Raw genomic sequence first — 22,773 nt, 5'->3', positions numbered from 1 at the left:
TCTATGTAATGGAAGGAGAAAAAATGGATTATCAAAATTACGTTCAAATGCTAAAAGCAATGGCTGACCCGAACCGCCTAAAAATCATTGATCTGCTTTCATGTGGATCACTTTGTGCTTGTGATATCCTCCAGCATTTTGATTTTTCTCAACCCACTTTGTCTCATCATATGAAGGTTTTGCAAAATGCAGGTATTGTGTTTGCGGTAAAGGATGGGAAATGGCAACACTATTCCCTACAAAAAAGGTTTGTCCAAGAGTTTAAACAGAATACCGACCAACTGTTAGCCGCTGATGAGCACTGCCTTTGCCAACGGTCTGATTGTGAAAAAGATGTTGCCAATTAAGTTTTTTTAAGCAATACATAGACGCGTGTCTATATAAGGAGCTGAAAAATGATGGAAAAGTATTCGCCACAAGAGATTAATTTAACCAAGTACCTATTTTTTACCGGCAAGGGTGGGGTTGGCAAAACCACGGTTGCCAGTGCCACTGCAATTAGCTTAGCTGATGCTGGTCACCGAGTTATGATCGTTTCCACTGATCCAGCTAGTAACTTGCAGGACGTTTTTAAAGTTAGTTTAACCAATCAGCCAAAGCCGATTCCAAACATTTCCGGTTTGTTTGCTGCCAACTTTGATCCGGTCATTGCTGCGAACGAGTATCGCGAGCAGGTTATTCAACCTTATCGAGGCGTGTTGCCCAAAGAAGCCATTCAGAATATGGCTGAACAATTATCAGGCTCGTGTACGGTTGAAATTGCTGCATTTAATGAATTTGCCAACTTTCTAACTAGTTCCAAGATTAATCAGCAATTTGACTATATTATTTTTGATACCGCGCCGACCGGCCATACCTTAAGAATGCTGCAATTGCCTTCTGCTTGGAGTAATTACCTGGATAAGAATGATCGTGGTGCATCCTGTCTCGGCCAACTAGCTGGCTTAAATGATAAGAAAGCTATGTATCAAAAAGCGGTTGAAACTTTAGGCAATCCTCAAGCGACGACTTTGTTTTTAGTTACCCGACCACAAAAAGGCGCCCTTCTGGAGGCACAACGCGCTTCACATGAGTTGGCAGCCTTAAACATTAAGAACCAGCAACTAATCATTAACGGTATCTTAAATCAGCCAACCGACGCAGTTTCTCAGACTATTTTTAAACAACAGCAAGCTGATTTGCAGAATATGCCAGTCACTTTAGACCAGCTACCCAAGTTAGCAATCCCATTGCGAGCATACAACGTATTGGGATTAGCTAATTTACGACTACTATTGAAAGACCAGCAGCCGCAAATCACTGAGGAACCGGTTACTGCTAGTCACTTTCCTGATCTGGATGTTGTCGTGAAGAATTTAGTGCAGTCAAATAAAAAAATTATCTTCACCATGGGCAAAGGTGGCGTTGGTAAAACAACCGTTGCCGTTCAAATTGCCCAAAAGATAGCTGCTCAACACAAAACCGTGCACTTGGCTACCACTGACCCAGCTGATCATTTGAAATACTTCAAAATCACAAGTCCGCTGATCAAGGTGAGCCATATTGATGAGAAAAAGTCTTTAAAAGAATATCAAAACGAAGTTCTCACTACTGCTAAAAAGACCATGAAGTCTAATGATGTTGATTATGTCGCTGAAGATTTGCGTTCACCATGTACTCAAGAAATTGCTGTCTTCCGAGCTTTTGCTGAGTTAGTCGCCCAAAATGATAGTGACGTCGTTGTGGTTGATACGGCTCCGACTGGTCATACACTCTTACTGTTAAACTCGACCCAAAGCTATGCTCAAGAAGTTGCCCATACCTCCGGCAGCGTCCCACAAGCAGTCGTTAATCTGTTACCAAGACTACAAGATCCTAAGCAAACTGAAATTGTTATGGTAACGCTACCAGAAGCCACGCCGGTTTATGAATCAATGCGGTTAGATGACGATTTGAAGCGAGCCAGTCTAGCTCATACTTGGTGGGTGGTCAACCAAAGTATGTTGGCAACTCAAACCACTGATCCATGTTTGCTGGCTCGAGTGCAAAGCGAAGTTAAATGGATTGATCAGGTAAAAGAGCTTTCGAATAATCATTTTGCTGTTATGCAATGGCAACCAAATTACGAAAAAACGCTTTTAACGGTTTAATTAATTAAAGGAAAAAAATAATTAATCAGTTTAGGAGGTATCATGCAAGTCTTTTTTGCCGTTGGAATTTTCTTACTCACATTATTATTCGTTATCTGGCAACCTAGAGGATTATCAATTGGATGGACAGCCGTTGGTGGTGCAATTTTAGCATTATTGTTTGGCGTGGTGAGTTTTAAAGATGTTGGAACAGTTACCGGAATTGTCTGGAATGCCACCTTATCTTTCGTGGCTATTATTCTGATTTCACTCATTTTAGATCAAATCGGATTTTTTGAATGGGCCGCCTTACACATGGCTCGCTGGGCAAACGGTCACGGTATTCGCATGTTTATTTTGGTGACCACCTTAGGCGCCGTCGTTGCTGCCCTTTTTGCTAATGATGGGGCTGCTCTGATTCTTACCCCCATTGTTTTAGCAATGGTTCGTGCCTTACACTTTGATGAAAAGCAAGTTTTCCCTTTTATTATTGCCAGTGGCTTTATTGCCGATACCACTTCTTTACCAATGATTGTTAGTAACTTGGTAAATATTGTCTCTGCAGACTTTTTTGGAATTTCCTTTTCAGCGTATGCGTTAAGAATGTGGATTCCTGATCTATTTTCGCTGTTAGGTAGTATTGGTATCCTGTATCTTTACTTTCGAAAAGCATTGCCACGAAAATTTGATGCCACTCAGGTTGCGGAACCCAGTTCTGCACTAAAAGATCAGCGACTTTTCAAGTTTTCATGGGTCGTCTTAATCCTCCTATTGATTGGTTACTTTAGTAGCGGTTTCTTAGGAATCCCCGTCTCCTTTATCGCACTGAGTATTGCGGCTATTTTTCTGATAGTTGGTCAAAGAAGTTCCCATGTTAATGCGATGGCAGCGATTAAAGGAGCTCCTTGGAACATTGTCTTTTTCTCAATCGGTATGTATGTCGTAGTCTACGGCCTTCAGAACGTTGGTCTAACAACATTATTATCAGGTGTCATTACCGAAATCGCAAAAGGTGGTCGGTTTGCTGCCACAATGGGCATGGGCTACTTAGCAGCACTTTTATCGTCATTAATGAATAACATGCCGACCGTCATGATTAATGCACTATCAATCAAAGGCGCTGACGTTTCAGGGCTCATCCATCATACGTTAGTGTACGCAAACATAATCGGCTCAGATTTGGGACCTAAGATTACCCCAATTGGCTCTTTGGCTACATTAGTCTGGCTACATGTGTTAGCTCAAAAGGGAGTTAAAATTAAATGGGGGACTTATTTTAAAATTGGAATTGTAACCACGATCCCAGTGTTGTTTATTACCCTATGTGGCCTCTGGTTATCATTATCGATTTTTGGTTAGAAAATATAAATCACAATTACTTTGGAGATGAATAGAATGAAAAAAATAGAGCTTTTTGAACCAGCAATGTGTTGTTCAACCGGTGTTTGTGGTCCCAGCGTTGATAAGGAATTGATTCAAACAACGGCCATTCAGCGGTATGTCAGTGTGAATGCACAGGGGCAGGCCATGTTCATTCGTCGTAATTTAGCCCAGAACCCCGATGCCTTTGTTCGAAATCCGATTGTTGCCCAAGAACTAAAACGTCAGGGTATAAATGCTTTACCAATTACGTTAGTGGATGGTCAGTTGGTAAAAACCGGTGAATACCCAACCATTAACGAGTTTAGCAGTTACTTAGACATGGATTTAGTAGCTGCTTTGGTTCACTAATAGTTTAGATGGAGGATTAATGATGACACAAATTTATTTTCTATGTACTGGAAATGCTTGTCGAAGTCAAATGGCTGAAGGATTCGCTAAAAAAATTTTAGGCAATGATTGGCGCGTTGCCAGTGCGGGAGTCGAGGTGCATGGCTTGAATCCATTGGCTGTTAAAGTTATGGCTGAAAAAGGAATAGATATTTCCCAGCAAACATCAAAGTTAATTGATCCCGATTATTTGCTTCACAGTGACCTAGTTGTCACCTTATGTGGAGACGCTCGTGATCGCTGTCCAGTCACCCCACCAACGGTCAAGAAAAAGCATTGGCCACTTCCAGACCCGGCTTTAGCAGCTGGATCCGAACAGGATAGAATAGTAGTTTTTCGGAAGGTCAGAGATCAAATTGAGCAGCAGATTATTGACTTAGCAAAAGTCGGTAACCTCTGAGGAATCAGTAGGTCCGTAACCAATACGAATTTTAAAATAGCGGTAGAAAACCGTATATTCAGATAACAAACATTCTGAGTGTTCGGCTTCCTACCGCTACTTTTCGTATGGATGTTCCATTAACCCCGTATAGGACGCTTGACTAAGTCCAGCCAATAACCCCCAAAAAACAGCCATAGGTGCTAAAGATAATGTATTTAAATGTCCTTTGGTTACCAACAAAATTGTACCGATCATTGCAATAATAATTGAAATACAGTCTATTCTACGGGGAAACTTTAATTGTCTTAATGCAATAAAAATTATAATGAACAGTGGACCAGTGAATTGTAAAATAGTAGCAGTTGCAGCATTCCCATACTTAATTGCCATAAAATATGTGAACTGTGATGGAAGCATTCCCAAAAATGAAAAGGCTAACAGTAACATAACACTATTTTTATTTTGCCAAATATTTAATATAGGCTCCTTTTTAATAAATAATACAAACGCCAATAGTAAAAAACCTGATGTTAATAATCTTATACCTACCAACCACTGTGGAGATAGACTATAATTATTAAATAAAAATTGAGCTACCGTCCCTGCAGCGCCCCAAAAAAATTCACCAATGATTGCTAACCAAATGCCTACTGTTCTATTTTTCACTATTTATTCTCCAATTAATATTATTACGTTTAATTCAATTTCCACTTGATTTTATTTATTTTGTTTTTTTTGGTCGTGATACGTTTTTGACTAACTAATTTCATGGATATTTCTTCGCAATTAATTGGCTTAGTATCAAATAATCAATATCAGTATCTTTATATCCCAACCTATTTAGCTGTTCTTTTTTAACTCTGGGTTGTTTCAAATCTGGGTTAATCTTTTTCTTTGTTTTTTCGCACATCTAAACCTTGAATAGCATTATCATACGTCCACTGTTTAATTTTTGTCATATCATTGGTACGATAATAATCAGCAATTAACTCATTCCATTTATCCCACTTATCCAAAGGAACGTTAATCAAACCAGCACCACCATCAATCATAATTTTATTAGCACTTAAAGTAGCTGTTCTTTTGTTACCATCCCAAAAGATTTGTTGGCGCATATTATGATACATGACTGTCAGAGCCTTATCAGTAGTTGTTATCTGTGAATCAGTCAATATTTTTTGTAAAAAAACTTGTTCCTGTTGTTCATCAATTAATGGTGGTTCAAAAAATTCTTCACCACCTAAATTAACCCCACCTTGACCCTGTCGTAAATCACCAGGAACTAAGGCATCTTCCGCCGCCACAATTTTGTTAATCTGCTTTTCCATTGCTAACGTTAAAGGTTCATCTTGGACAGTCACATACTGCCAACCACGCTTTAAATTAACAATAGTTAAAACATCTTCTACTGGCACCCCTGCAACACTCATACCATCCATAATAGTTTGTGTTTGCGGTAAAGTGGTATTAACCCCCTCAAAACGAGCATTCGTATGCACTAACTTTGTAAAATTCGAGCGTGCAAAACGTCGGTTCTCTTCAGAAGTAAAACAATACTTATCGATATACTTTTGTATTTCATTCATCTTCTAACCCCCTTTCTACGTTATAATTTCCATATAAAAAAAATGAAAAATAAACTTACTATCTTTATACAATGTATTGAATTTTTATTCTGTTGAAATTTAAAAGTTTACATAATCCCGATTAGAAAAAGTAACTATATCCCTATTACCAACCTCTATCTAACAATTTAATTCATTCTATTTTTTCACAAACTAAACATAAATTGGTATACCTCTAAACTACTTAATTTAACAACCTTTTGACTTTGTGAATTTCATTATATATTTGTTCAAATTTTTTCAATATATTCAACAATATTCATTGACAACTGGAATGTAGACTGCTTTACTTTTGAGATGGTAGTTCTGAACGAAAGCAAAATTTTTCCCTTGTTTTTGAAAGAGAAAAATTTAATCTACTTTACTTTCTCGAAGTATAGTCGTCACTCATTTAACAATCAATTTCTAGCATTTCTGCTAATCATGTAACTTTCAACTGCGTATCTATCTACTAAAAAACGCCCTAGCAGACGTCATAATCATTATTTTTATTTGTTCGATCATGACAGTTACATGATTCTGTATTTCTACCGTTTTACCACCAACCTTTTAATAGTAGTTTCTAGCCTACAAGCAAGGTCAAGCTTGCCCTTAAAACTGGATTGTTCAATCTTAAGAGCACTCAATTTTTTTTGTGAAGTAGTCGCTGAGTTCACGACTTGTCTACTTGAATTACTTTCAACTGTAAGCAGCTGTCACATATCGAAATATGAAACCTACAATATACTAGCATTACCTACTTAGCTTGTCTCCTAAGTCTTTGAAATCACACACATTTACAATATCGGTAAAATATTGTATAATACAACTACATAATATTGAATTTGGTTGCTGTCTGATACGCCAATATCAGGTGGCTTTTCTTTTTATGAAGGTTATCTCTTTTGAGATAGCCTTTTTTCTATGCTTAAAATATACACCCTTACAGCCTTTTTGTAAAGCTAAAATGCAAAAAATCTCCTTTTTACAAAAAGTGTACTAATCTCTTATTCTCCTAATCTCTTTTTCTCCTAATCTCTTTTTCTCTTAAGAGACTATTCTCCTTTTCTCCTAATCTCCTTTTCTCCTTTTTTTATTAAAAAAGCCTATCTAAGAACAATTACAAGCCGAAAAGTCTCCTTTTCTCCTAATCTCCTTTTCTCTTAGTGTATTATTCTCCTAGTCTCTTATTCTCTTTTTCTCCTAAGAGACTATTCTCCTTTTCTCCTTTAGACAAAAATATCAAAAGGAGATTTATTACATTTTATTTTACATTCCCTTATAATTGAGTTATATTTATTTTTGGAGGTGGCATAATGACATATACGATCATAAATGCCCAGCAAAAGGGCGGAGTAGGAAAAACAACTGATACTGTAATGGAAGCTATAGTAGCTGCTACTATATTTAATAAAAAAGTTCTAGTTATAGATACTGATCTACAAGGAAATGCAACTCAATTCTTGTCAAAAACATTTGGAAATCCTGAAATACCGAATACATTAATGGCTTGTTTAGAAAAAGAAGATTTATCTCTAGGCATTGTTAATTTATCACCTAAAATTGATATGATTGGTTGCGATTATGATATGCGTAACTATACAGAGTTTTTAGACAAAAAATTTAAATCATTAGCTGACAAAACATTTTATCTGAAAAAGCTTTTAGACAAAATAAAAGATTCTTACGACTTCATTTTTATTGATGTTCCACCATCAACGGATATTAAAGTTGATAATGCAATGGTTTGTGCTGATTACGTTATCGTTATTCAAGAGACCCAACAATTCTCTTTTGATGGTTCAAAACGCTTAATACTTACATATTTACAAACACTAGTTAATGATTTTGGAGATTTAATCAATGTACAAGTTGCTGGTGTGTTACCAGTCTTATTGCAGGCACGTAGGCCTCTACAGCAAAAAATAGTTGATGAAACTATTGAATATTTTGGACGTGATAATGTATTTAATAATATTATTAATAACCATGCCAGATTAGAATGGTATACAGCTCAAGGGGTTCAATTTGAAGATTATCATGATAAGCGAATATTTTCACTGTATGCTGATATATTTAATGAACTTCTAAAACGTATTGAATCGTTTGAAAGCACTGGAGATGTTGAAGGTTTCCATTATGAACATGAATTCATTAATGGGAATAGACTAACTGAAAAGGGAAAGAAGTTGAAATTAGATGGCTTTACTGAAAAGGGATAATAATGTACAACCGAATATCAAAAACACTGCTGATGTTAGTAGAGACTTGTCAATAAAAAAAGAATATAAAGCTACTGAACGAAAAACAATTAAAGTTGATCCACCAGTTTATGATTTAATCAAAAGTATGTCCATTGTTACAAACACAAAAATGTATGATTTAGTTAAACAAATGTGTGAGGTTTATCTGGACAATAATGTATCGCAACGCCAAAAAGAAACAATATTACTAATGATCAAAGAAAACGAGAAATAACCTTTATATGGTAGATTGTAAAATTAATCCGAACGCTGTTCGGACAAAAAAGATCAGCTTCCTTTAAAATGGTGTTTACCACAAACCCATCTTTTAGGAGCTGATCTTTTGTCTAGTATAACCTATTCTGAACGAATTAAAATCGAAACCTTTTGTGAACTAGGGCTGTCCAATATCCAAATGGGCGTTCGGCTGAACCGATCACCGTCAACAATTTCTTATGAATGGCAGATTGCAAGAAATAATTTGAACGAATTTAATGACGTAAATTAAGCAAGAAGATCTCGATTGGTGTATGCCAATTAAGACATTTAAGTGGCCGTGAATTCAGATACCAATTAATTTGAACCAGTTGGTAATCACTTAGTTCTTCAATGGCTTGGCCTTTGGGAATAAAGCGCCGCAAAACTCGGTTACGGTTCTCATTACTGCCTCTTTCAAGCGGTGAATAGGCATGGGCAAAATAAACCTGTGTACCAGTTCGCCGTTCAATTGTCTGATAGTTAGCGAACTCTTTACCATGATCTACGGTAAGCGTCTTGAGCTTGTCTTGAAGTTGACTAGCTAGTTCAAGTACGGCTTGAGTCATGGACTGACTGTCGCGACCATGGAGCCGTTTAAGAATTGTCAGGCGACTCTTACGCTCCACAAAAGTAGCCACAGCTTGACCTTTACGTTTACCAGAAAGTACGGTATCAGCTTCAAAGTGGCCGAATTCCTGGCGAGTTTCGACTTTATGAGGCCGCTCCTCAATGGAGCGGCCGTGATTGAACGTACCACGCTTTTCTTTAGCATGATGACGACGAATTCCATGATCAGGCAAATCGGGCAACTGTATATCAAGCCATCCTTGATTAATCCAGTTATAGACCGTCTTGTAGGCAATCCCCACCACATGGGCAACTCGTTCAGGGGACCACTTCTGGACTTGAATCTTTTCCTCGATCAAGTGTTTAAGGTTTTTAGTGAGCGAAGACTTCCGCCCCCGTTGACTAACCTTTCGTTCAAAGTCAGTTTGCGCTAGCTCAGCCTGGTACTCACCATTTAGTCGGTGAAGTTCGTTAAAGATGTATCGCAAGGGACGTCCTTCATTATGAAGCGTTTCAATGACAACACGGTTCTGGAATAATAAAATAGTGGTGCTCATCAAGGTCCTTCTTTCTAATGGATTGTGTGGTAACACCATTAAAGACCTTGATGGGTTTTTCTGTCCATTTAAATGTTCAACTTAAATTTTACAGTCTGCCTTTTATCGGTGAAATTAAGATTAATTTTGCACTGATAATTAGTTCATTGAACTAAAAAAACGCCTAAAAAGGCGCTCTCTAAAACAATTAACGAACTAAATTATAACATCCCCCGCCCCGTCTTTAATTCAGAAAGAGCGCACACATTGCAACTGTCTCATCCGTAAGCACTATTTTTGAACACTTTACCCCAGGGGGGTATGTATTACATAACATATATCAAATAACACATAATACTTACAGTCCCAAGGGATACAGTAATAATTTATTTTAACTAGAAGTGATAATGCAAATAAAAACGTGCCCTTTTTAGAGGGGGGGTCGGACTGCGCTAAAAGGGGCCACGAATGTGCGCATAGCCAGCTACACGGCTTAAAATCAGCCTTTAAAGATCGGCCATGAGCCTATCAGGAAACCCAAGCCGAAGCGATCACGTATGTTGCCATGCAAAATATTGGCGTTGATACCAGCAACTACTCACTCGGTTACGTGGCCACCTGGGCCAAAGATAAAGCCGTGATCCATAATGCTTTAAGTGAGATCCAGCAAGTGAGCAACAAAGTGATTGAACTTAGCGATGGCTTAACCAAACAATTAGGCTTACAAGAAGCCCAAAAAGAGCCTGAGCATAATCTAAAAAAGCTATCAGCCCATGATCTTAATAAGTCCTATCAAGGCTTGCAACAACAAGTTCAGCAAGCGACTAATCCACAACAAAAGTTAGGACTAAAAAATAAGTTAAATGATGTACACCATGAAATCAGTAATCGAACGCAAAAACAACTGAAAGCATTTTCTGAACAAAACCCGGCAATTAAACAACCAGAACATAATGCAGCTAAAACATTGAAAAGATAGGGGGGTTAACACTATGAAAATTGTTCTTTTAGATGGATATGAACTAAACAAAGATTTAAATTGGAAAAGCTTGCAAGAATTAGGCGACTGCACTTTATATGATCGTACCCCAGTTAACGATAACGCTGAAATCATAAAACGAATTAAATATGCTGATATCGTCATTACACACAAAACACCCCTAGATCATGAAGTGATTAGCAAAACATCACGATTGAAGTATATCGGAATCATGGGAACCGGTTATGATGTCGTTGATATTGAGAGCGCACACCAGAACAAGGTTGTGGTGACTAACATTCCCACATATGCAAGTGACGCAGTGGCAAAATTTACTTTCTCGTTATTATTAGAAGTGACTAGCCAAGTTGGATTGCATAATCAGCTTGTTCATGAAAACCGATGGGCACAGGCTCCTGATTTTACTTTTTGGGAAAAACCGTTATTAGAATTAAAAGGGAAAACTTTAGGACTAATCGGTTATGGCCATATTGCGCAAAAAGTTGCTAAAATAGGACACGCTTTTTCTATGAAAGTTATTTTCTATAATCATCGTCCTAAAAAGGTTCCTGAATCATGGATTCAGCAGGTTTCATTTGATGAACTATTAAGGCAATCTGATGTGCTTAGTCTGCATGTGATCCAAACACCAGAAACAATTGATTTAATTAATAATGATACGATTGCCAAAATGAAAACTGGGGTTATTATATTGAATACGGCCCGAGGCAAATTGGCTAATGAAGCGGACATCAAGAATGCCTTGAATGAAGGCAAAATTTATGCCTACGCCACTGATGTTGTTAAAGAGGAGCCCATTGCTAGTGATAGCCCATTATTACAGGCCAAAAATTGTTATATTACCCCACATATTGCTTGGGCACCATATGAGACAAGAGAACGGTTGTTGCATATGACTGTTGATAATATAAAAGCATATTTATCAGGAGATCTGAAAAACGTTATCAATTAATGGCAAAGGTCTGTGAATTCTTTTGCCTACATTGAAGTAAAACTGTCTAAAATAAAGCAATTAGAAAAAACGGCTCTGTCAACCTTTAGCTGACAGGGGGATTTTCTTGATAAAAAAACTAATTTTCTTTTAATGAGTAAGCATGTTTGAGCATCAATGGTGCAAGTAATGTTGTCAGAATAATTGCTGTGATTATGGCTGAATAATATTCAGAGGACAGTAAGTGAGCACTATAGCCAATTTGTGCGATAATCAAAGCCATTTCACCGCGGGACACCATGCCGGCACCGACAATGTAAGAATCTTTCCAGGTAAAATGGGCCAATTTAGCTCCTAAACCAGCGCCAACTAATTTTGTCATGGTTGCTAAAATTGTTAGTAAAGCGATGAATAAAAAGTCATCAAGAAAGCCATCAAACGACATTGAAAGACCAATGCTAACGAAAAAAACAGGAATAAAGATGGCGTAGCCAATCGGTTCAATGTTTTGCTCAACCTCGTGCTTTACACTAGTTTGAGAAATTGCAATTCCTGCAAAAAAAGCGCCAACGACTGAACTGAGCCCAATTGAGTCCGCCACTAATGCCATACCTAAGCACAAAATAAGTGCCACAATTGTTGGCCCCCCTGGAATGAATAATCTCTTTCCAATTTGAGCTAAGAAAGGTGCCAGAAATTTAACCACGAAATAAATAGCGATAAAAAACACAATTTGGCTTGCAAAAGTGAACAACAAATTACTGCTATCTGCTGCACCTGCTTTTGTTCCTAGCAAACTGACCATTACACTTAAAATCACCACGGCCAAAACATCGTCGACTACAGCTGCACCAAGAATAGTTGCTCCCGCTTTTCCGTGCAGACCATCTAATTCCTTTAAAACTGCAACTGAAATTGAAACTGATGTTGCTGCAAAAATGACACCAATAAAAATACTTTCTGTTTGGTCTAGTTTAAAGGCAATGCTTAAGCCATAAACTACCAGAACTGGAATGATGACTCCTAGTGAGGCCACCAGAATACTTGGTCGCAAATATTTTTTTAATAATTTGAGGTCACTTTCCATTCCAGCACTGAACATCAAAATGATTACTCCAATTTCAGAAAATAGGTGGGTAAATTCATCACCCTTGATCCAACCAAAAATAGCTGGACCAACAATAATTCCAACTAGTAATTGTCCCACCACTGCAGGTAATCCGATTCTGACACTGTAATGACCAGCAATCGTGGTAGCAATTAAAATTAAACATAGTTCACCAATTGCTTGCATTAATTTTTTCCTTTCAACAAAAAATAAAAAGCCCAAACTTCAAGACTTTCTCACACCCCTGAGAAAGTAAAGTCCTTGAAGCTTGCGCCAACCGATTTGTCCTATTCATTTACTAGTTAAACATTACCATAGTTCCACCTAGCTGTCACATGCTTAGACTTTTTGTGTGGCTGGGGTTGATTAAATTGGTAGTTGAAATAAATGAAAAACAACTTATAGCATGGCATTAATCATTACACATTATTTGACTTATACAGAATATTTTTGTAATAATAGATCCAATTAGTTTTTTTGCGTATATCGCATAACCGGTCATTTTAAATATGTTTGTTTTCAAAATGAAAGCAACGCTAAATGTAACTGAATTTAACTAAAGGAGGATGCATGACTAAAAAAGTTGAAGTAAAAAATTTAACCAAAATATTTGGGAAACGTAGTCCGCGCGTCAAAGAATTAATTACACAGGGCAAAACAAAAGCAGAAATTCTAGAACAAACAGGTGCTACTGTCGGGGTTAATCAAGCTAATTTCCATGTTAATCAGGGCGAAATTTTTGTAATTATGGGATTATCTGGTAGTGGTAAATCGACTCTGATTCGAATGATAAATCGGCTAATTGAACCAACTCAAGGAACGATTTCTATTGATGGGCAGGACCTAATGACACTCAATAAAAAAGAGTTACGCGAAGTGCGCCGACAAAAGATGAGTATGATCTTTCAAAACTTTGCGTTGTTTCCTAATCGCACTATTTTGGAAAATACTGCCTATGGTCTTGAAATTAAGGGTGTCGAAAAAAATGTTCGGGAACAAAAGGCCCATGAAGCGTTGGAGTTAGTCGGGTTACATGGCTACGATCATCAATTTCCACAACAGTTATCTGGTGGAATGCAACAACGAGTTGGTTTAGCTCGTGGCTTAGCTAATGATGCCGAAATTCTGCTCATGGATGAAGCTTTTTCTGCATTGGATCCATTAAATCGAAAAGACATGCAGGATGAATTGCTCGATTTACAAGAAAAAATGCATAAGACAATTATCTTTATTAGTCATGATTTGAATGAAGCCCTTAGAATTGGTGATCGAATTTTGATCATGAAGGATGGTGTGATCGTTCAAACCGGGACCCCTGAAGATATTTTGACCCATCCAGCCGATGATTACGTTAAACGATTCATTGAAGACGTGGACCGGACAAGAGTCTTAACCGTGGCCAATGTCATGATTCGTCCTAATACAATTAACATTGACAAGGATGGGCCCCGGCTGGCACTACGACGGATGCAAGAAAATGAAATTTCGTCCGTTTATGTGGTCGATAGTGCGCGTAAATTTGTTGGCTTTGCGGATGCCAAAGATGTTGTTGGCCTGATTAGAAAAGAGAGTCGTGATCTCAGATCGGTCGTTCAAACTAGTGTCCCGACCACTCATCCCGACGTGCCAGTTAACGACTTAATGGATAAACTATCAAGTACCCCAATTCCGTATGCTGTCCTTGATGACGATCACCATCTAGTCGGAATTATTGTGCGTGGTGCCGTGTTAGGTGCCATTGCCGGAAATGGAGTGGCACAAGAATGACAATTTTAATTAGCAAGTTACCATTGTCTGACTGGGTGAACTCATTTGTCACTTGGTTGACGCAATTTACAGGCTTTTTCAATGGGATTACAAGTTTTATTGGTGGAATTGTTAATGGCTTTCAGTGGGTATTTGATTTGTTACCCGTCTGGTTGTTCATTGTGATCGTTTTGGCGATTACTTGGTATGCAACTCGCCATGGTAAAAAATGGGGACTGTTACTTTTTGAACTAGCTGGGTTGCTATTAATTTGGAACTTAGACTATTGGCGTGATATGACACAAACTTTGACGCTGGTCCTTACCTCGAGTTTGATTGCATTAGTAATCGGGATTCCGTTAGGTATTTTAATGGCTAAAAGTCATACATTTGAAGCAATTATGAAACCTATTTTGGATTTAATGCAGACTATGCCAGCCTTTGTTTATTTGATTCCAGCAGTGGCATTCTTTGGGATTGGAATGGTTCCGGGTGTTATTTCATCAGTAATTTTCGCGATGCCACCAACAGTACGAATGACTAACTTAGGAATTCGTCAGGTACCGGTTGATTTAATTGAAGCAGCTGATTCATATGGATCCACTAGCTGGCAAAAATTAATTAAAGTGCAATTACCATTAGCAAAATCAACTCTAATGGCTGGGGTAAACCAGAGTATGATGCTGTCATTATCAATGGTGGTTATTGCATCAATGATTGGTGCATTAGGTCTAGGAACCCAGGTTTACTTCGCTGTGGGGCGTAATAATGCCGGTAATGGATTTACTGCTGGTCTGGCGATTGTTATTTTAGCCATTATTTTAGACCGCATTACACAAGCATTTAATCGTGCGAAACACTAGGAGGTAACTATGACACGTAAACTAAGAATTTTAGTAGTTGGATTGTCACTGTTGCTTCTGACGATCGGGTTATCCGCTTGCAGTAGTAAACCTGCTGCATATAACCCACATAAGAAGTTAGGTCCGCAGATTAACTATACGATTACAGGAATTGATGCGGGTGCTGGTGAAATGGGCGCTGCGCAAAAGGCACTGACTGCCTATGGCTTGAAAAGTAAAAATTGGCAGTTACAAACTAGCTCTACCGCCGCAATGACCAGTACATTGGATAAAGCAATCAAAAATCACCAAGCAATTGTAATTACTGGGTGGCAACCACACTGGATGTTCACCAAGTATCCAATAAAATTTTTGAAAGATCCGAAAAATGTTTTTGGTAAAACAGAGAATTTGCACACCATTGCTAGAACCGGTTTCAAACATGACAATCCTGGCGCTTATAAACTATTGTCACAGTTTCATTGGACTAAATCAGAAATGTCTGAAATTATGTTGAAGGCTAACGATGGGCAAGATCCTGCAAAAGCGGCGAAGAACTATATTAGCAAACATCCAAAACAGGTGGCAAAATGGTTGGCTGGGGTTCCTGAAGGTCATGGAAAAAAGGTCAAACTAACCTACGTTGCCTGGGATTCTGAGATTGCTTCGACTAACTTAGTCAAGCAATTATTAGACAGCAAGGGCTACGATACGACGATTCAGTCACTGGAAGCACAGCCGATGTGGGCTTCAATCGCGACTGGAGCGGCGGATGCGTCTGTTTCAGCTTGGTTACCAACAACACACGGATTGTATGCTAGACAGTACAAGGGTGAGTTTGTTGATGTGCGGGTGAATTTGAAGGGTGCCAAAACTGGTTTAGCCGTGCCAAAGTATATGAAAAATATTAATTCGATTGAAGATCTAAAAAATAAATAACAACAAAGTTGAAGCTTGAAATTTACTTCAGCTTTTTTATTTACTTTTAAAAAGTTACATTCTAGTGGCTGGAGTGGTACGCTAAACTTTATAATAGTTGAATTAAACAGAAAGAAGAGTGATTGTGATGTCAATTTATGATTATGACGTTACCTCGGAAGATGGTAAAAGCTATTCAATGGAAAAGGGGTCTACACTTTCTGGTGTTGAGAAATAATCAGCACTGAACGTTGGATTGAAGTCAATATTTGAGACAGGTTTTAAGAGACATTCAGAACCGCGTTTACCTTCCACAGCTCAAATAAATCATTAATCGCGATTAATAACTTATTTGAACCCTGGAAAGCATTAAATCAGGCGGCCATTTGGCTCGTAAGTGTTGCAATTTCAACTTGTAAGAAGCTGTCCAAGATCTATGATTTTTGATATACTTCTATGTAAAAAGCGAGTTTAAGCTATGAAAAATTATCCCAGCAATATTACTCGGCAACAATTTGAATTAATTCGACCAGCTTTAGAAAATTTTCGTAAGCGAACTAAGCCTCGAAAATATGACCTCTACGAGGTCTTCTGTGCGGTCCTATATGTCTTGAAAACCGGTTGCCAATGGCGTCAAGTCCCCGGTGATTTCCCAGAATGGCGGTCAGTTTACAACTATTACAAAATTTGGTCAACTAAAGCTGAGCCTACGGCTGATTCTTTATTGGAACAAGTTTTAAAAAAATTGTCATTGCTCGGCGAACTTACCAAGGACGTTCAGCTTTAACTTCCTTTATTATCGTTGACGCTCAGAGCGTCAAAAACACCGCTACTGCTGAAAACAAAGGTTACGACGCTGGTAAGAAAATCTCGGGGATTAAGCGCCATCTGGTAGTTGATATCAATGGCTTTCCGCAGGCCATTCACATGACGCGAGCGAACGTCTCTGATCGAGACGGGGCCAGTGCAATGATCGCTTTACATGCCATGCATTTACGCCAGGTTCAAAATGTCTTAGTTGATGGTGGTTATTCAGGCGTTAATTTTCAGCTCGATGTAGCCAGTAATTTAAACGCAACCGTGCAGGTTGCGAAGCGCAATGAGTTGCATCGATTCGAAGTCATGCCCCAACGTTGGGTAGTCGAACGATCTTTTAGTTGGCTAGAGAATTGTCGGCGACTTTGGAAAAATTGTGAGCGTCAATTAACCACCAGTCTGCAAATGGTCGTTTTAGCGTTTTTAGCACTATTACTTAAGAGATTTTAGACAGCTTCTTAGCGGTATGACACCCCTTCTCTGTGAAAAATAACTACTAGATTTCATCGAGATATTGCCTAGTTTAATTAAGCACTAAATTATATAATATTGGTTATAATGGAGGATTAGTTATTTGATACAGCTTGTAAAAGAAAAATTTGACGTTACTCGTTTGCGATTTGTTTTACTCGGCCTGCTTGTGGGTTTAATGAGTGGCACCGTTGTTAGCTTATTTCGCTATTGTATTGAGATAGGGCTGCACTATAGTCGATTGGTATATAGATACTTACGAATCGCGCCATTTGTTTGGTGGGAATGGGCATTGTTGATTGGCATCAACCTTGGTTTAGCTTTAATTGTGGCTCGACTTCTCAAGAGAGAACCTTATATCTCTGGTTCCGGAATTCCGCAAGTTGAAGGTCAATTGGCTGGCGAATTGGAAATGCACTGGTGGTCAATTCTTTGGCGAAAATTTATCGGTGGTATTCTGGCATTGGGACCTGGATTATTTCTCGGACGAGAAGGACCGTCGATTCAATTAGGTGCGTCAGTTGGTCAAGGTTTCGCTGCTGGGTTTAAGTTATCAGGAACTGATCGCCGACTGCTAATTGCATCAGGCGCCGCTGCTGGATTAGCAGCGGCGTTTAATGCTCCCATTGCTGGAACTCTATTTGTCTTAGAAGAGATTTACCATAATTTTTCACCGCTGGTTTGGTTAACAGCATTAGCCGGAGCAATTGGTTCAAATTTTATCTCGCTGAATGTTTTCGGACTTGTTCCCGTGTTACATTTAAATTATTCACGTAGTTTACCAGTATCAAATTATTGGCACTTAATTTTACTCGGCATTGTTTTGGGATTGTTTGGTTACTTATATCAACGGGTCTTGTTAGTTATGCCTCGGTGGTATCATCAACTGACACATTTGCCACGCCCAATACAAGGTATCGTACCATTTCTGCTGGTAATCTTAGTTGGTTACTTTTCGCCAAATTTACTTGGTGGTGGTAATGGATTAATTGTTGGATTTGGCCAGTATGTTCCACCTTTGTTTGTACTAATTGCAATTTTTATTATACGATTCGTCTTTTCAATGATTTCATATGGTTCCGGATTACCTGGCGGTATTTTTTTGCCGATTCTTTCTTTAGGTGCTGTGATTGGTGCGGTTTATGGCGTCTTAATGAATCAATTAGGATTATTATCGCATGTCTATATCATGAACCTAATCATTTTTTCCATGGCCGGTTACTTTGCTGGAATTGGAAAAGCTCCCTTCACAGCTATCTTGCTGGTAACAGAAATGGTTGGCAATTTAACACATTTAATGCCATTAGCAGTCATATCGTTAACTTCTTACCTTGTTGTTGATTTATTAGGCGGTGCACCAATCTATGAAGCATTGTTTAAGCAGATGACAATGCCTAAAACTGTTCAGCAACTTCATCGACCTGATCATTTGGAAATACCGGTTTTCTTTGGCAGTCCCTTAAACGGCAAAATGGTCCGAGACATGCCATGGCCTAAAGAAGCACTGCTCATTGGAATCCGGCGTGGTGAACAAGAAGTGATTCCACATGGTGACACCTTGATTCATGAAGGTGATACGTTAGTACTGTTAACTGATACAACCCAACGAACCCGAGTTAAACAACGGATTGATGCATTATTAGCAACTTTAGAAAAAAAACACCGAGACTAAGTTAATAGGCAAATTGGTCTATCATAATAATAAATATTAGATTAAGTGGGTCCGTTGCCAGACATAAACATATTGGGAAACTATATACAAATACGGCGAAGTACGAAAAACGCTGAAAAAGAATTAGTTGAACCTATTTTTGAAAAATACAAAGATAAATAATAAGCTGAAAATGCCTTGCTACCCAATTTTTCATAGTCATGCTATAACGAAAAAGAAAAAGGAAGTCCCACGTGAACAGGACTTCCCGTGTAGAGCCGTTAAAGGCGGTGGCAGATATTAAAACAACACTAGTTCGCCCCATAACCGGTCAAAGTTATGTGAAGTGCTTCATAATTGTTAGACAAAGAGTCTAATGATTGTGAGGTACTTTTTTTATGACCAAATATAGTTCAAAATTAAAAGCAGAAGTTGTATCCGTATATTTGAATAGTAATCTCAATGCCTCGGAAGTAGCTTCTAAATATGACTTACCCGGGCGTCAAGTCCGAAAATGGATTCAACTGTATAAATTAGGTGGTGTAGAAACTTTTAATCGAAAAAGACACAAGCGATATTTCTCATCAGAGTTTAAATTAGATGTGATAGACTACTACCAAACTCATGATGATTCTTTAGCCATTGTTGCTATGAAATATGATATTTTAGCCGCACAAATAAGTATTTGGCGAAAAGTGTTCATCCGTGATGGTATTATGGGCTTAAGATCTCATCCTAAAGGCAGGCCATCTAAAATGAAACGTAAGAAAAAACAAGTTCGTCAATTAGAAAAGCAAAGTGAACTTGAACGTTTACGAGCGGAGCTCGTTAAGAAGAAGCAGGAACTCTACAATACGAAATTGGAGAACGATATTCTAAAAAAATCAATGACCCTGTTCGGACCTTCAAAGGACGTCAAAAAACACAAATAGTGGATCAGATCAGGGTGGACCAAGCACAGCTTCCAAAGGCACAGCGTTATAAAATTGGTGATATTCTTGACGCCATAGGTCTCAAGAAGGCTACCTATCATGATGAACGTAAGCGTATCAAAAATCATGTCGATAAGTATATTGATATCAAAGCTAAAATTCTAAAAATCACCAATGATGGAAAATGGCGGGGACGATTAACCTACGGTTATCGACGAGTTCAAGAGGAACTAGTCAAACTGAATATTCATATTGCCGACAAAGTAGTTCGTCATTTGATGGATGAGTTGAACGTTCAAGTGAGTATGTACAATCGTCGTAAAAATGGTAAATATTCTTCATATCGAGGAACTGTTGGTAAAATAGCAGAGAACGTTTTGAAACAAGATTTTAGTCACACAAAACCGTATGAAGCCTTACACACTGATGTGACTCAAGTTCGCTTAACAGATCGAAAATGGGCATATATTTCCGTAATTACTGATGAAGCTAGCAAAGAAGTTTTGGCCTTTCAAGTTAACGATAGTCCTAACCGTGAACTGATTACCAATACGCTTGATGAATTAATCGCTAAGCTTCCGAAAGGAAGCAACTCTATCATTCATTCTGATCAGGGATGGCACTATCAATTAGGTTATTATACACAAAGGCTTCTAGATAACGATTTTATCCAGAGCATGTCTAAAAAAGGAAATTGTCATGATAATGCACCAATCGAGAGTTTCTTTCATATTTACAAAACGGAATGCTTGAGTGGCTTTCCCCCTTACAAAGATATTAAGTCACTCACAGAAGCTTCGCTGAATTATGTCAGTTGGTATAATAATCACCGAATTTCACTCAAAACAAAAGGCATGTCCCCAATTGAGTATCGAGAACATACCTTAGCAGCATAAAAATATCTATTTTGTCTAACTTTTGTGTTGCACTTCATATGTGGGGCGGCTTTTTCATTTGTGGTGTTTGTCGATATAGCTGAGTAGCGCGATTAAAAACGTGCCAAACAGCAACATCAACGAGAGTGTCTGAAAGACGCTCATTGACTGTGAAGCCTTCCTGAAGATTATTCCATGTTCCCATGAGCCTCACCTCGCAAGGGAAAAGACAATCATTGCCATTAAAGCTTCTTGCTTAATCTATTATACAGGGAAATGGGGATAGAATAGTTTCTATGCATAATCAGCTTTCTTTAATCTTCGAGCCATAAATAGCCAAGCTATTAACGAAAACAACGGGACTATAAATACCGTGATGTAACTCGTGTTTCCGTGATAAGTTAAAGATTCGATCCAAAAAAAATTAAGACAACTAGGATATTCACGAGAAACCTTGTTTCCAGATGAAAAAACATTTGATGGTAAATACAGGGAAACGATAAATTCAATTAATAATTCGCACTAAGCTTAAAGGCCAATAGGGTATACTTAGTTGCAACAAAAATGACCGTCTACTTTTTGGTAGGCGGTCATTTTTGTAGATGCAAAGCACGAATTCGCAGCTATACCGCTTTCTTCGCGACTTCCTTTGGTAACGTCAACGCCAACAGCAAGCCAATCAGGCCCACGCCAGCAAACACAGCGAAGGTAACAGCAAAACCGCCAGCATGACTTCGCAGCGTGGTTTGCATGCCATCCAACAACACTGTGGCGAACATGACACCGGCAGAACCGAATAACTGACGAGCCGTCGTTGTAACCGCAGTGCCGTCTGCCACGAGCTCATTCGGCAAAGCATTCGCGCCAGCCGTCACTGAAGGCATCATCACAAAGGCATTGCCGGCTTCAGTCGCCATCGCCAACATAATTGTCCCAATCAGCGGTAAATGATGGGCAAAGACTGCTAACAGACCAAAGCCGCCAGTAATCAACAACATGCCAATCATGGCCACGACACGCGGTCCAAAGCGATCCAGTAGGCGCCCGCTAATTGGATTCAAAATACTCAGCAACACCGCAGCTGGCACTAAGGACAAGCCAGAAATCAACGGTGACAAACCAAGTAGCGTTTGAAAGTAAAGCGGCATCAGGATAGTGGTGACAATCAAACCGACGTATGAAATTCCGGTCAGAAACACCGCTTTAGTAAACATACCAGTGGCAAAGACTCGCATTTGCAACATTGGTGGTTGGCGATTCAATTGCCGAACAACGAAAATACCAGCTGCCAGAACGCCTAAAATCAACAAACCAACCACGCCAACAGTTAAGCCTTTTTTCGACAAAGCACCCAAGGCATAAAGTAGAGTTGGAAAACTTGCGGATAAAAGGAAGGACACCCAGTCCAGTTGCGTCGGTTGCAATGGCATGACAGACGCAATGGTCACCGTTGAAACGGCCAGCACAAGCAGCGAAACGACCAAGAAGAACAAGAATAAAGCCTGCCAAGGGAACCATGTCAGCAAAACACCGGAAATAATCGGACCGACTGCCAAGGCTGAGCCCATGACCAATCCCGCCGTGCCCATCACCCGACCACGCCCACTATGCGGCGTAATCGTCAGCAACACGGTCTGGAAACTCGGGAAAATGATCCCGACCGCAATCGCTTCAAGCAACCGGCCAATCATGAGCACGGTAAAACTCGGTGCCCAGATACATAAGCCTGTCCCAATGGCAAAAATGAGTTCAATCGCTTGGAAAAGCCGTTGGAAAGTAACATTATGCAACAGCCATGGGCTAACCGGAATCATCAAGGTCATCACCAACATAAAGCCGGTTGTCAGCCAAGCAACTGTATCCGCTCCTAAACCAAAAGCTTTCATAAAAGCAGGATAAGCGGTGCTTAAAGAAGACTGAGAAATTGACATCGAAAAGGTACCTGTCAGTAACGTGGCGACAAAAGCCCCGCGATGTTTGATCGTTGGAGAGTGCATATTAAAATCATCTTTTTC

General features: G+C 38.9%; 21 protein-coding genes and 2 pseudogenes. 17 read left to right on the top strand and 6 right to left on the bottom strand.

Features of this window, described 5'->3' with window-relative positions; all coding sequences use genetic code 11:
* The first annotated feature begins 23 nt into the window (after window positions 1-23).
* The 5 genes from FFX44_RS10310 to arsC are packed head-to-tail and all read left to right on the top strand — an operon-like array spanning window position 24 to window position 4,278.
* Window positions 24-347 (top strand): metalloregulator ArsR/SmtB family transcription factor, encoded by a 324-nt coding sequence (locus FFX44_RS10310; protein WP_003582114.1) that lies wholly within the window; start codon window positions 24-26, stop codon window positions 345-347.
* Window positions 348-398: 51 nt separating this feature from the next.
* Window positions 399-2,129 (top strand): arsenical pump-driving ATPase, encoded by a 1,731-nt coding sequence (gene arsA, locus FFX44_RS10305; RefSeq protein ID WP_016373382.1) that lies wholly within the window; start codon window positions 399-401, stop codon window positions 2,127-2,129.
* Window positions 2,130-2,171: 42 nt separating this feature from the next.
* A complete protein-coding gene (locus FFX44_RS10300; RefSeq protein ID WP_003582109.1) occupies window positions 2,172-3,467 on the top strand; it encodes an arsenic transporter in 1,296 nt (431 codons plus the stop codon).
* 36 nt (window positions 3,468-3,503) lie between these two features.
* Entirely contained in the window at window positions 3,504-3,839 is a 336-nt protein-coding gene (gene arsD, locus FFX44_RS10295; RefSeq protein ID WP_025013532.1) for an arsenite efflux transporter metallochaperone ArsD, read from the top strand.
* A 22-nt stretch (window positions 3,840-3,861) separates the two neighbouring features.
* On the top strand, window positions 3,862-4,278 hold the full coding sequence (arsC, locus tag FFX44_RS10290; protein WP_004563097.1) for an arsenate reductase (thioredoxin): 417 nt from the start codon (window positions 3,862-3,864) through the stop codon (window positions 4,276-4,278).
* A 96-nt stretch (window positions 4,279-4,374) separates the two neighbouring features.
* Here the strand turns inward: arsC and FFX44_RS10285 are convergent, their stop codons facing one another.
* Together FFX44_RS10285 and FFX44_RS10280 are read right to left on the bottom strand one after the other, a co-directional pair.
* Window positions 4,375-4,926 carry a DMT family transporter gene (locus FFX44_RS10285; RefSeq protein WP_289980651.1) on the bottom strand — a complete coding sequence of 184 codons (552 nt, stop codon included), beginning with the start codon at window positions 4,924-4,926 and terminating at the stop codon, window positions 4,375-4,377.
* 215 nt (window positions 4,927-5,141) lie between these two features.
* Window positions 5,142-5,846, bottom strand: coding sequence for a Fic family protein (locus FFX44_RS10280; RefSeq protein ID WP_261909597.1), 705 nt, complete (start codon window positions 5,844-5,846; stop codon window positions 5,142-5,144).
* Between the two features lie 1,334 nt (window positions 5,847-7,180).
* On the opposite strand from FFX44_RS10280, the gene prgP reads away from it, so the two are divergent.
* The 3 genes and pseudogenes from prgP to FFX44_RS10265 all read left to right on the top strand — a co-directional run.
* Complete coding sequence (prgP, locus tag FFX44_RS10275) at window positions 7,181-8,086, top strand: ParA superfamily DNA segregation protein PrgP (protein ID WP_057870419.1); 906 nt, start codon at window positions 7,181-7,183, stop codon at window positions 8,084-8,086.
* Entirely contained in the window at window positions 8,064-8,342 is a 279-nt protein-coding gene (prgO, locus tag FFX44_RS10270; protein WP_057870418.1) for a DNA segregation protein PrgO, read from the top strand. Before prgP ends, prgO begins: the two co-directional genes overlap by 23 nt.
* A gap of 108 nt (window positions 8,343-8,450) precedes the next feature.
* A pseudogene (locus FFX44_RS10265) lies at window positions 8,451-8,567 on the top strand (helix-turn-helix domain-containing protein); the annotation flags it as partial.
* 31 nt (window positions 8,568-8,598) lie between these two features.
* Here FFX44_RS10265 and FFX44_RS10260 read toward each other — a convergent pair.
* Window positions 8,599-9,489: an IS30 family transposase gene (locus tag FFX44_RS10260; protein ID WP_261909598.1), complete on the bottom strand. Its 891-nt coding sequence runs from the start codon at window positions 9,487-9,489 to the stop codon at window positions 8,599-8,601.
* Between the two features lie 442 nt (window positions 9,490-9,931).
* Between FFX44_RS10260 and FFX44_RS10255 the strand changes: the two are divergent.
* Together FFX44_RS10255 and FFX44_RS10250 are read left to right on the top strand one after the other, a co-directional pair.
* Window positions 9,932-10,447, top strand: a pseudogene (locus FFX44_RS10255) (hypothetical protein); the annotation flags it as partial.
* 13 nt (window positions 10,448-10,460) lie between these two features.
* Complete coding sequence (locus FFX44_RS10250) at window positions 10,461-11,420, top strand: D-2-hydroxyacid dehydrogenase (protein WP_261909599.1); 960 nt, start codon at window positions 10,461-10,463, stop codon at window positions 11,418-11,420.
* 118 nt (window positions 11,421-11,538) lie between these two features.
* On the opposite strand, the gene FFX44_RS10245 is transcribed toward FFX44_RS10250, so the two are convergent.
* Entirely contained in the window at window positions 11,539-12,693 is a 1,155-nt protein-coding gene (locus tag FFX44_RS10245; RefSeq protein WP_219482742.1) for a cation:proton antiporter, read from the bottom strand.
* Between the two features lie 384 nt (window positions 12,694-13,077).
* On the opposite strand from FFX44_RS10245, the gene FFX44_RS10240 reads away from it, so the two are divergent.
* The 7 genes from FFX44_RS10240 to FFX44_RS10210 all read left to right on the top strand — a co-directional run bounded on the left by FFX44_RS10240 (window position 13,078) and on the right by FFX44_RS10210 (window position 20,779).
* Entirely contained in the window at window positions 13,078-14,274 is a 1,197-nt protein-coding gene (locus FFX44_RS10240) for a glycine betaine/L-proline ABC transporter ATP-binding protein (protein ID WP_125554292.1), read from the top strand.
* The gene (locus FFX44_RS10235) at window positions 14,271-15,116 is read left to right on the top strand and encodes a proline/glycine betaine ABC transporter permease (protein WP_044010985.1); all 846 of its coding nucleotides are present in this window, start codon (window positions 14,271-14,273) and stop codon (window positions 15,114-15,116) included. The genes FFX44_RS10240 and FFX44_RS10235 overlap by 4 nt, the downstream gene beginning before the upstream one ends.
* 9 nt (window positions 15,117-15,125) lie before the next feature.
* The gene (locus FFX44_RS10230) at window positions 15,126-16,034 is read left to right on the top strand and encodes a glycine betaine ABC transporter substrate-binding protein (protein ID WP_125554290.1); all 909 of its coding nucleotides are present in this window, start codon (window positions 15,126-15,128) and stop codon (window positions 16,032-16,034) included.
* A 457-nt stretch (window positions 16,035-16,491) separates the two neighbouring features.
* Window positions 16,492-17,279, top strand: a protein-coding gene (locus FFX44_RS10225; protein WP_261909600.1) for an IS5 family transposase whose coding sequence is annotated in 2 segments (ribosomal slippage) — window positions 16,492-16,750 and window positions 16,750-17,279 — 789 coding nt in all. Because the reading frame shifts where the segments join, the coding sequence is not laid out codon by codon here.
* A gap of 124 nt (window positions 17,280-17,403) precedes the next feature.
* Complete coding sequence (locus FFX44_RS10220; protein WP_261909702.1) at window positions 17,404-18,972, top strand: ClC family H(+)/Cl(-) exchange transporter; 1,569 nt, start codon at window positions 17,404-17,406, stop codon at window positions 18,970-18,972.
* Between the two features lie 377 nt (window positions 18,973-19,349).
* The gene (locus FFX44_RS10215) at window positions 19,350-19,883 is read left to right on the top strand and encodes a transposase (RefSeq protein WP_152134776.1); all 534 of its coding nucleotides are present in this window, start codon (window positions 19,350-19,352) and stop codon (window positions 19,881-19,883) included.
* Window positions 19,884-19,897: 14 nt separating this feature from the next.
* Window positions 19,898-20,779: an IS3 family transposase gene (locus FFX44_RS10210; protein WP_240143877.1), complete on the top strand. Its 882-nt coding sequence runs from the start codon at window positions 19,898-19,900 to the stop codon at window positions 20,777-20,779.
* Window positions 20,780-20,833: 54 nt separating this feature from the next.
* Here the strand turns inward: FFX44_RS10210 and FFX44_RS10205 are convergent, their stop codons facing one another.
* Window positions 20,834-20,896, bottom strand: a complete 63-nt coding sequence (locus FFX44_RS10205; protein ID WP_222843308.1) for a putative holin-like toxin — start codon at window positions 20,894-20,896, stop codon at window positions 20,834-20,836.
* 485 nt (window positions 20,897-21,381) lie between these two features.
* Window positions 21,382-22,755 carry an MFS transporter gene (locus FFX44_RS10200; protein ID WP_261909701.1) on the bottom strand — a complete coding sequence of 458 codons (1,374 nt, stop codon included), beginning with the start codon at window positions 22,753-22,755 and terminating at the stop codon, window positions 21,382-21,384.
* Between the last annotated feature and the right edge of the window lie 18 nt (window positions 22,756-22,773).

Origin of the sequence: Lactobacillus sp. UCMA15818 (assembly GCF_030400225.1) — a bacterium.
GTDB lineage: Bacteria > Bacillota > Bacilli > Lactobacillales > Lactobacillaceae > Liquorilactobacillus.
Note: the sequence above shows the minus strand (reverse complement) of the source record. Positions and strands in the feature narration are given on the sequence as shown.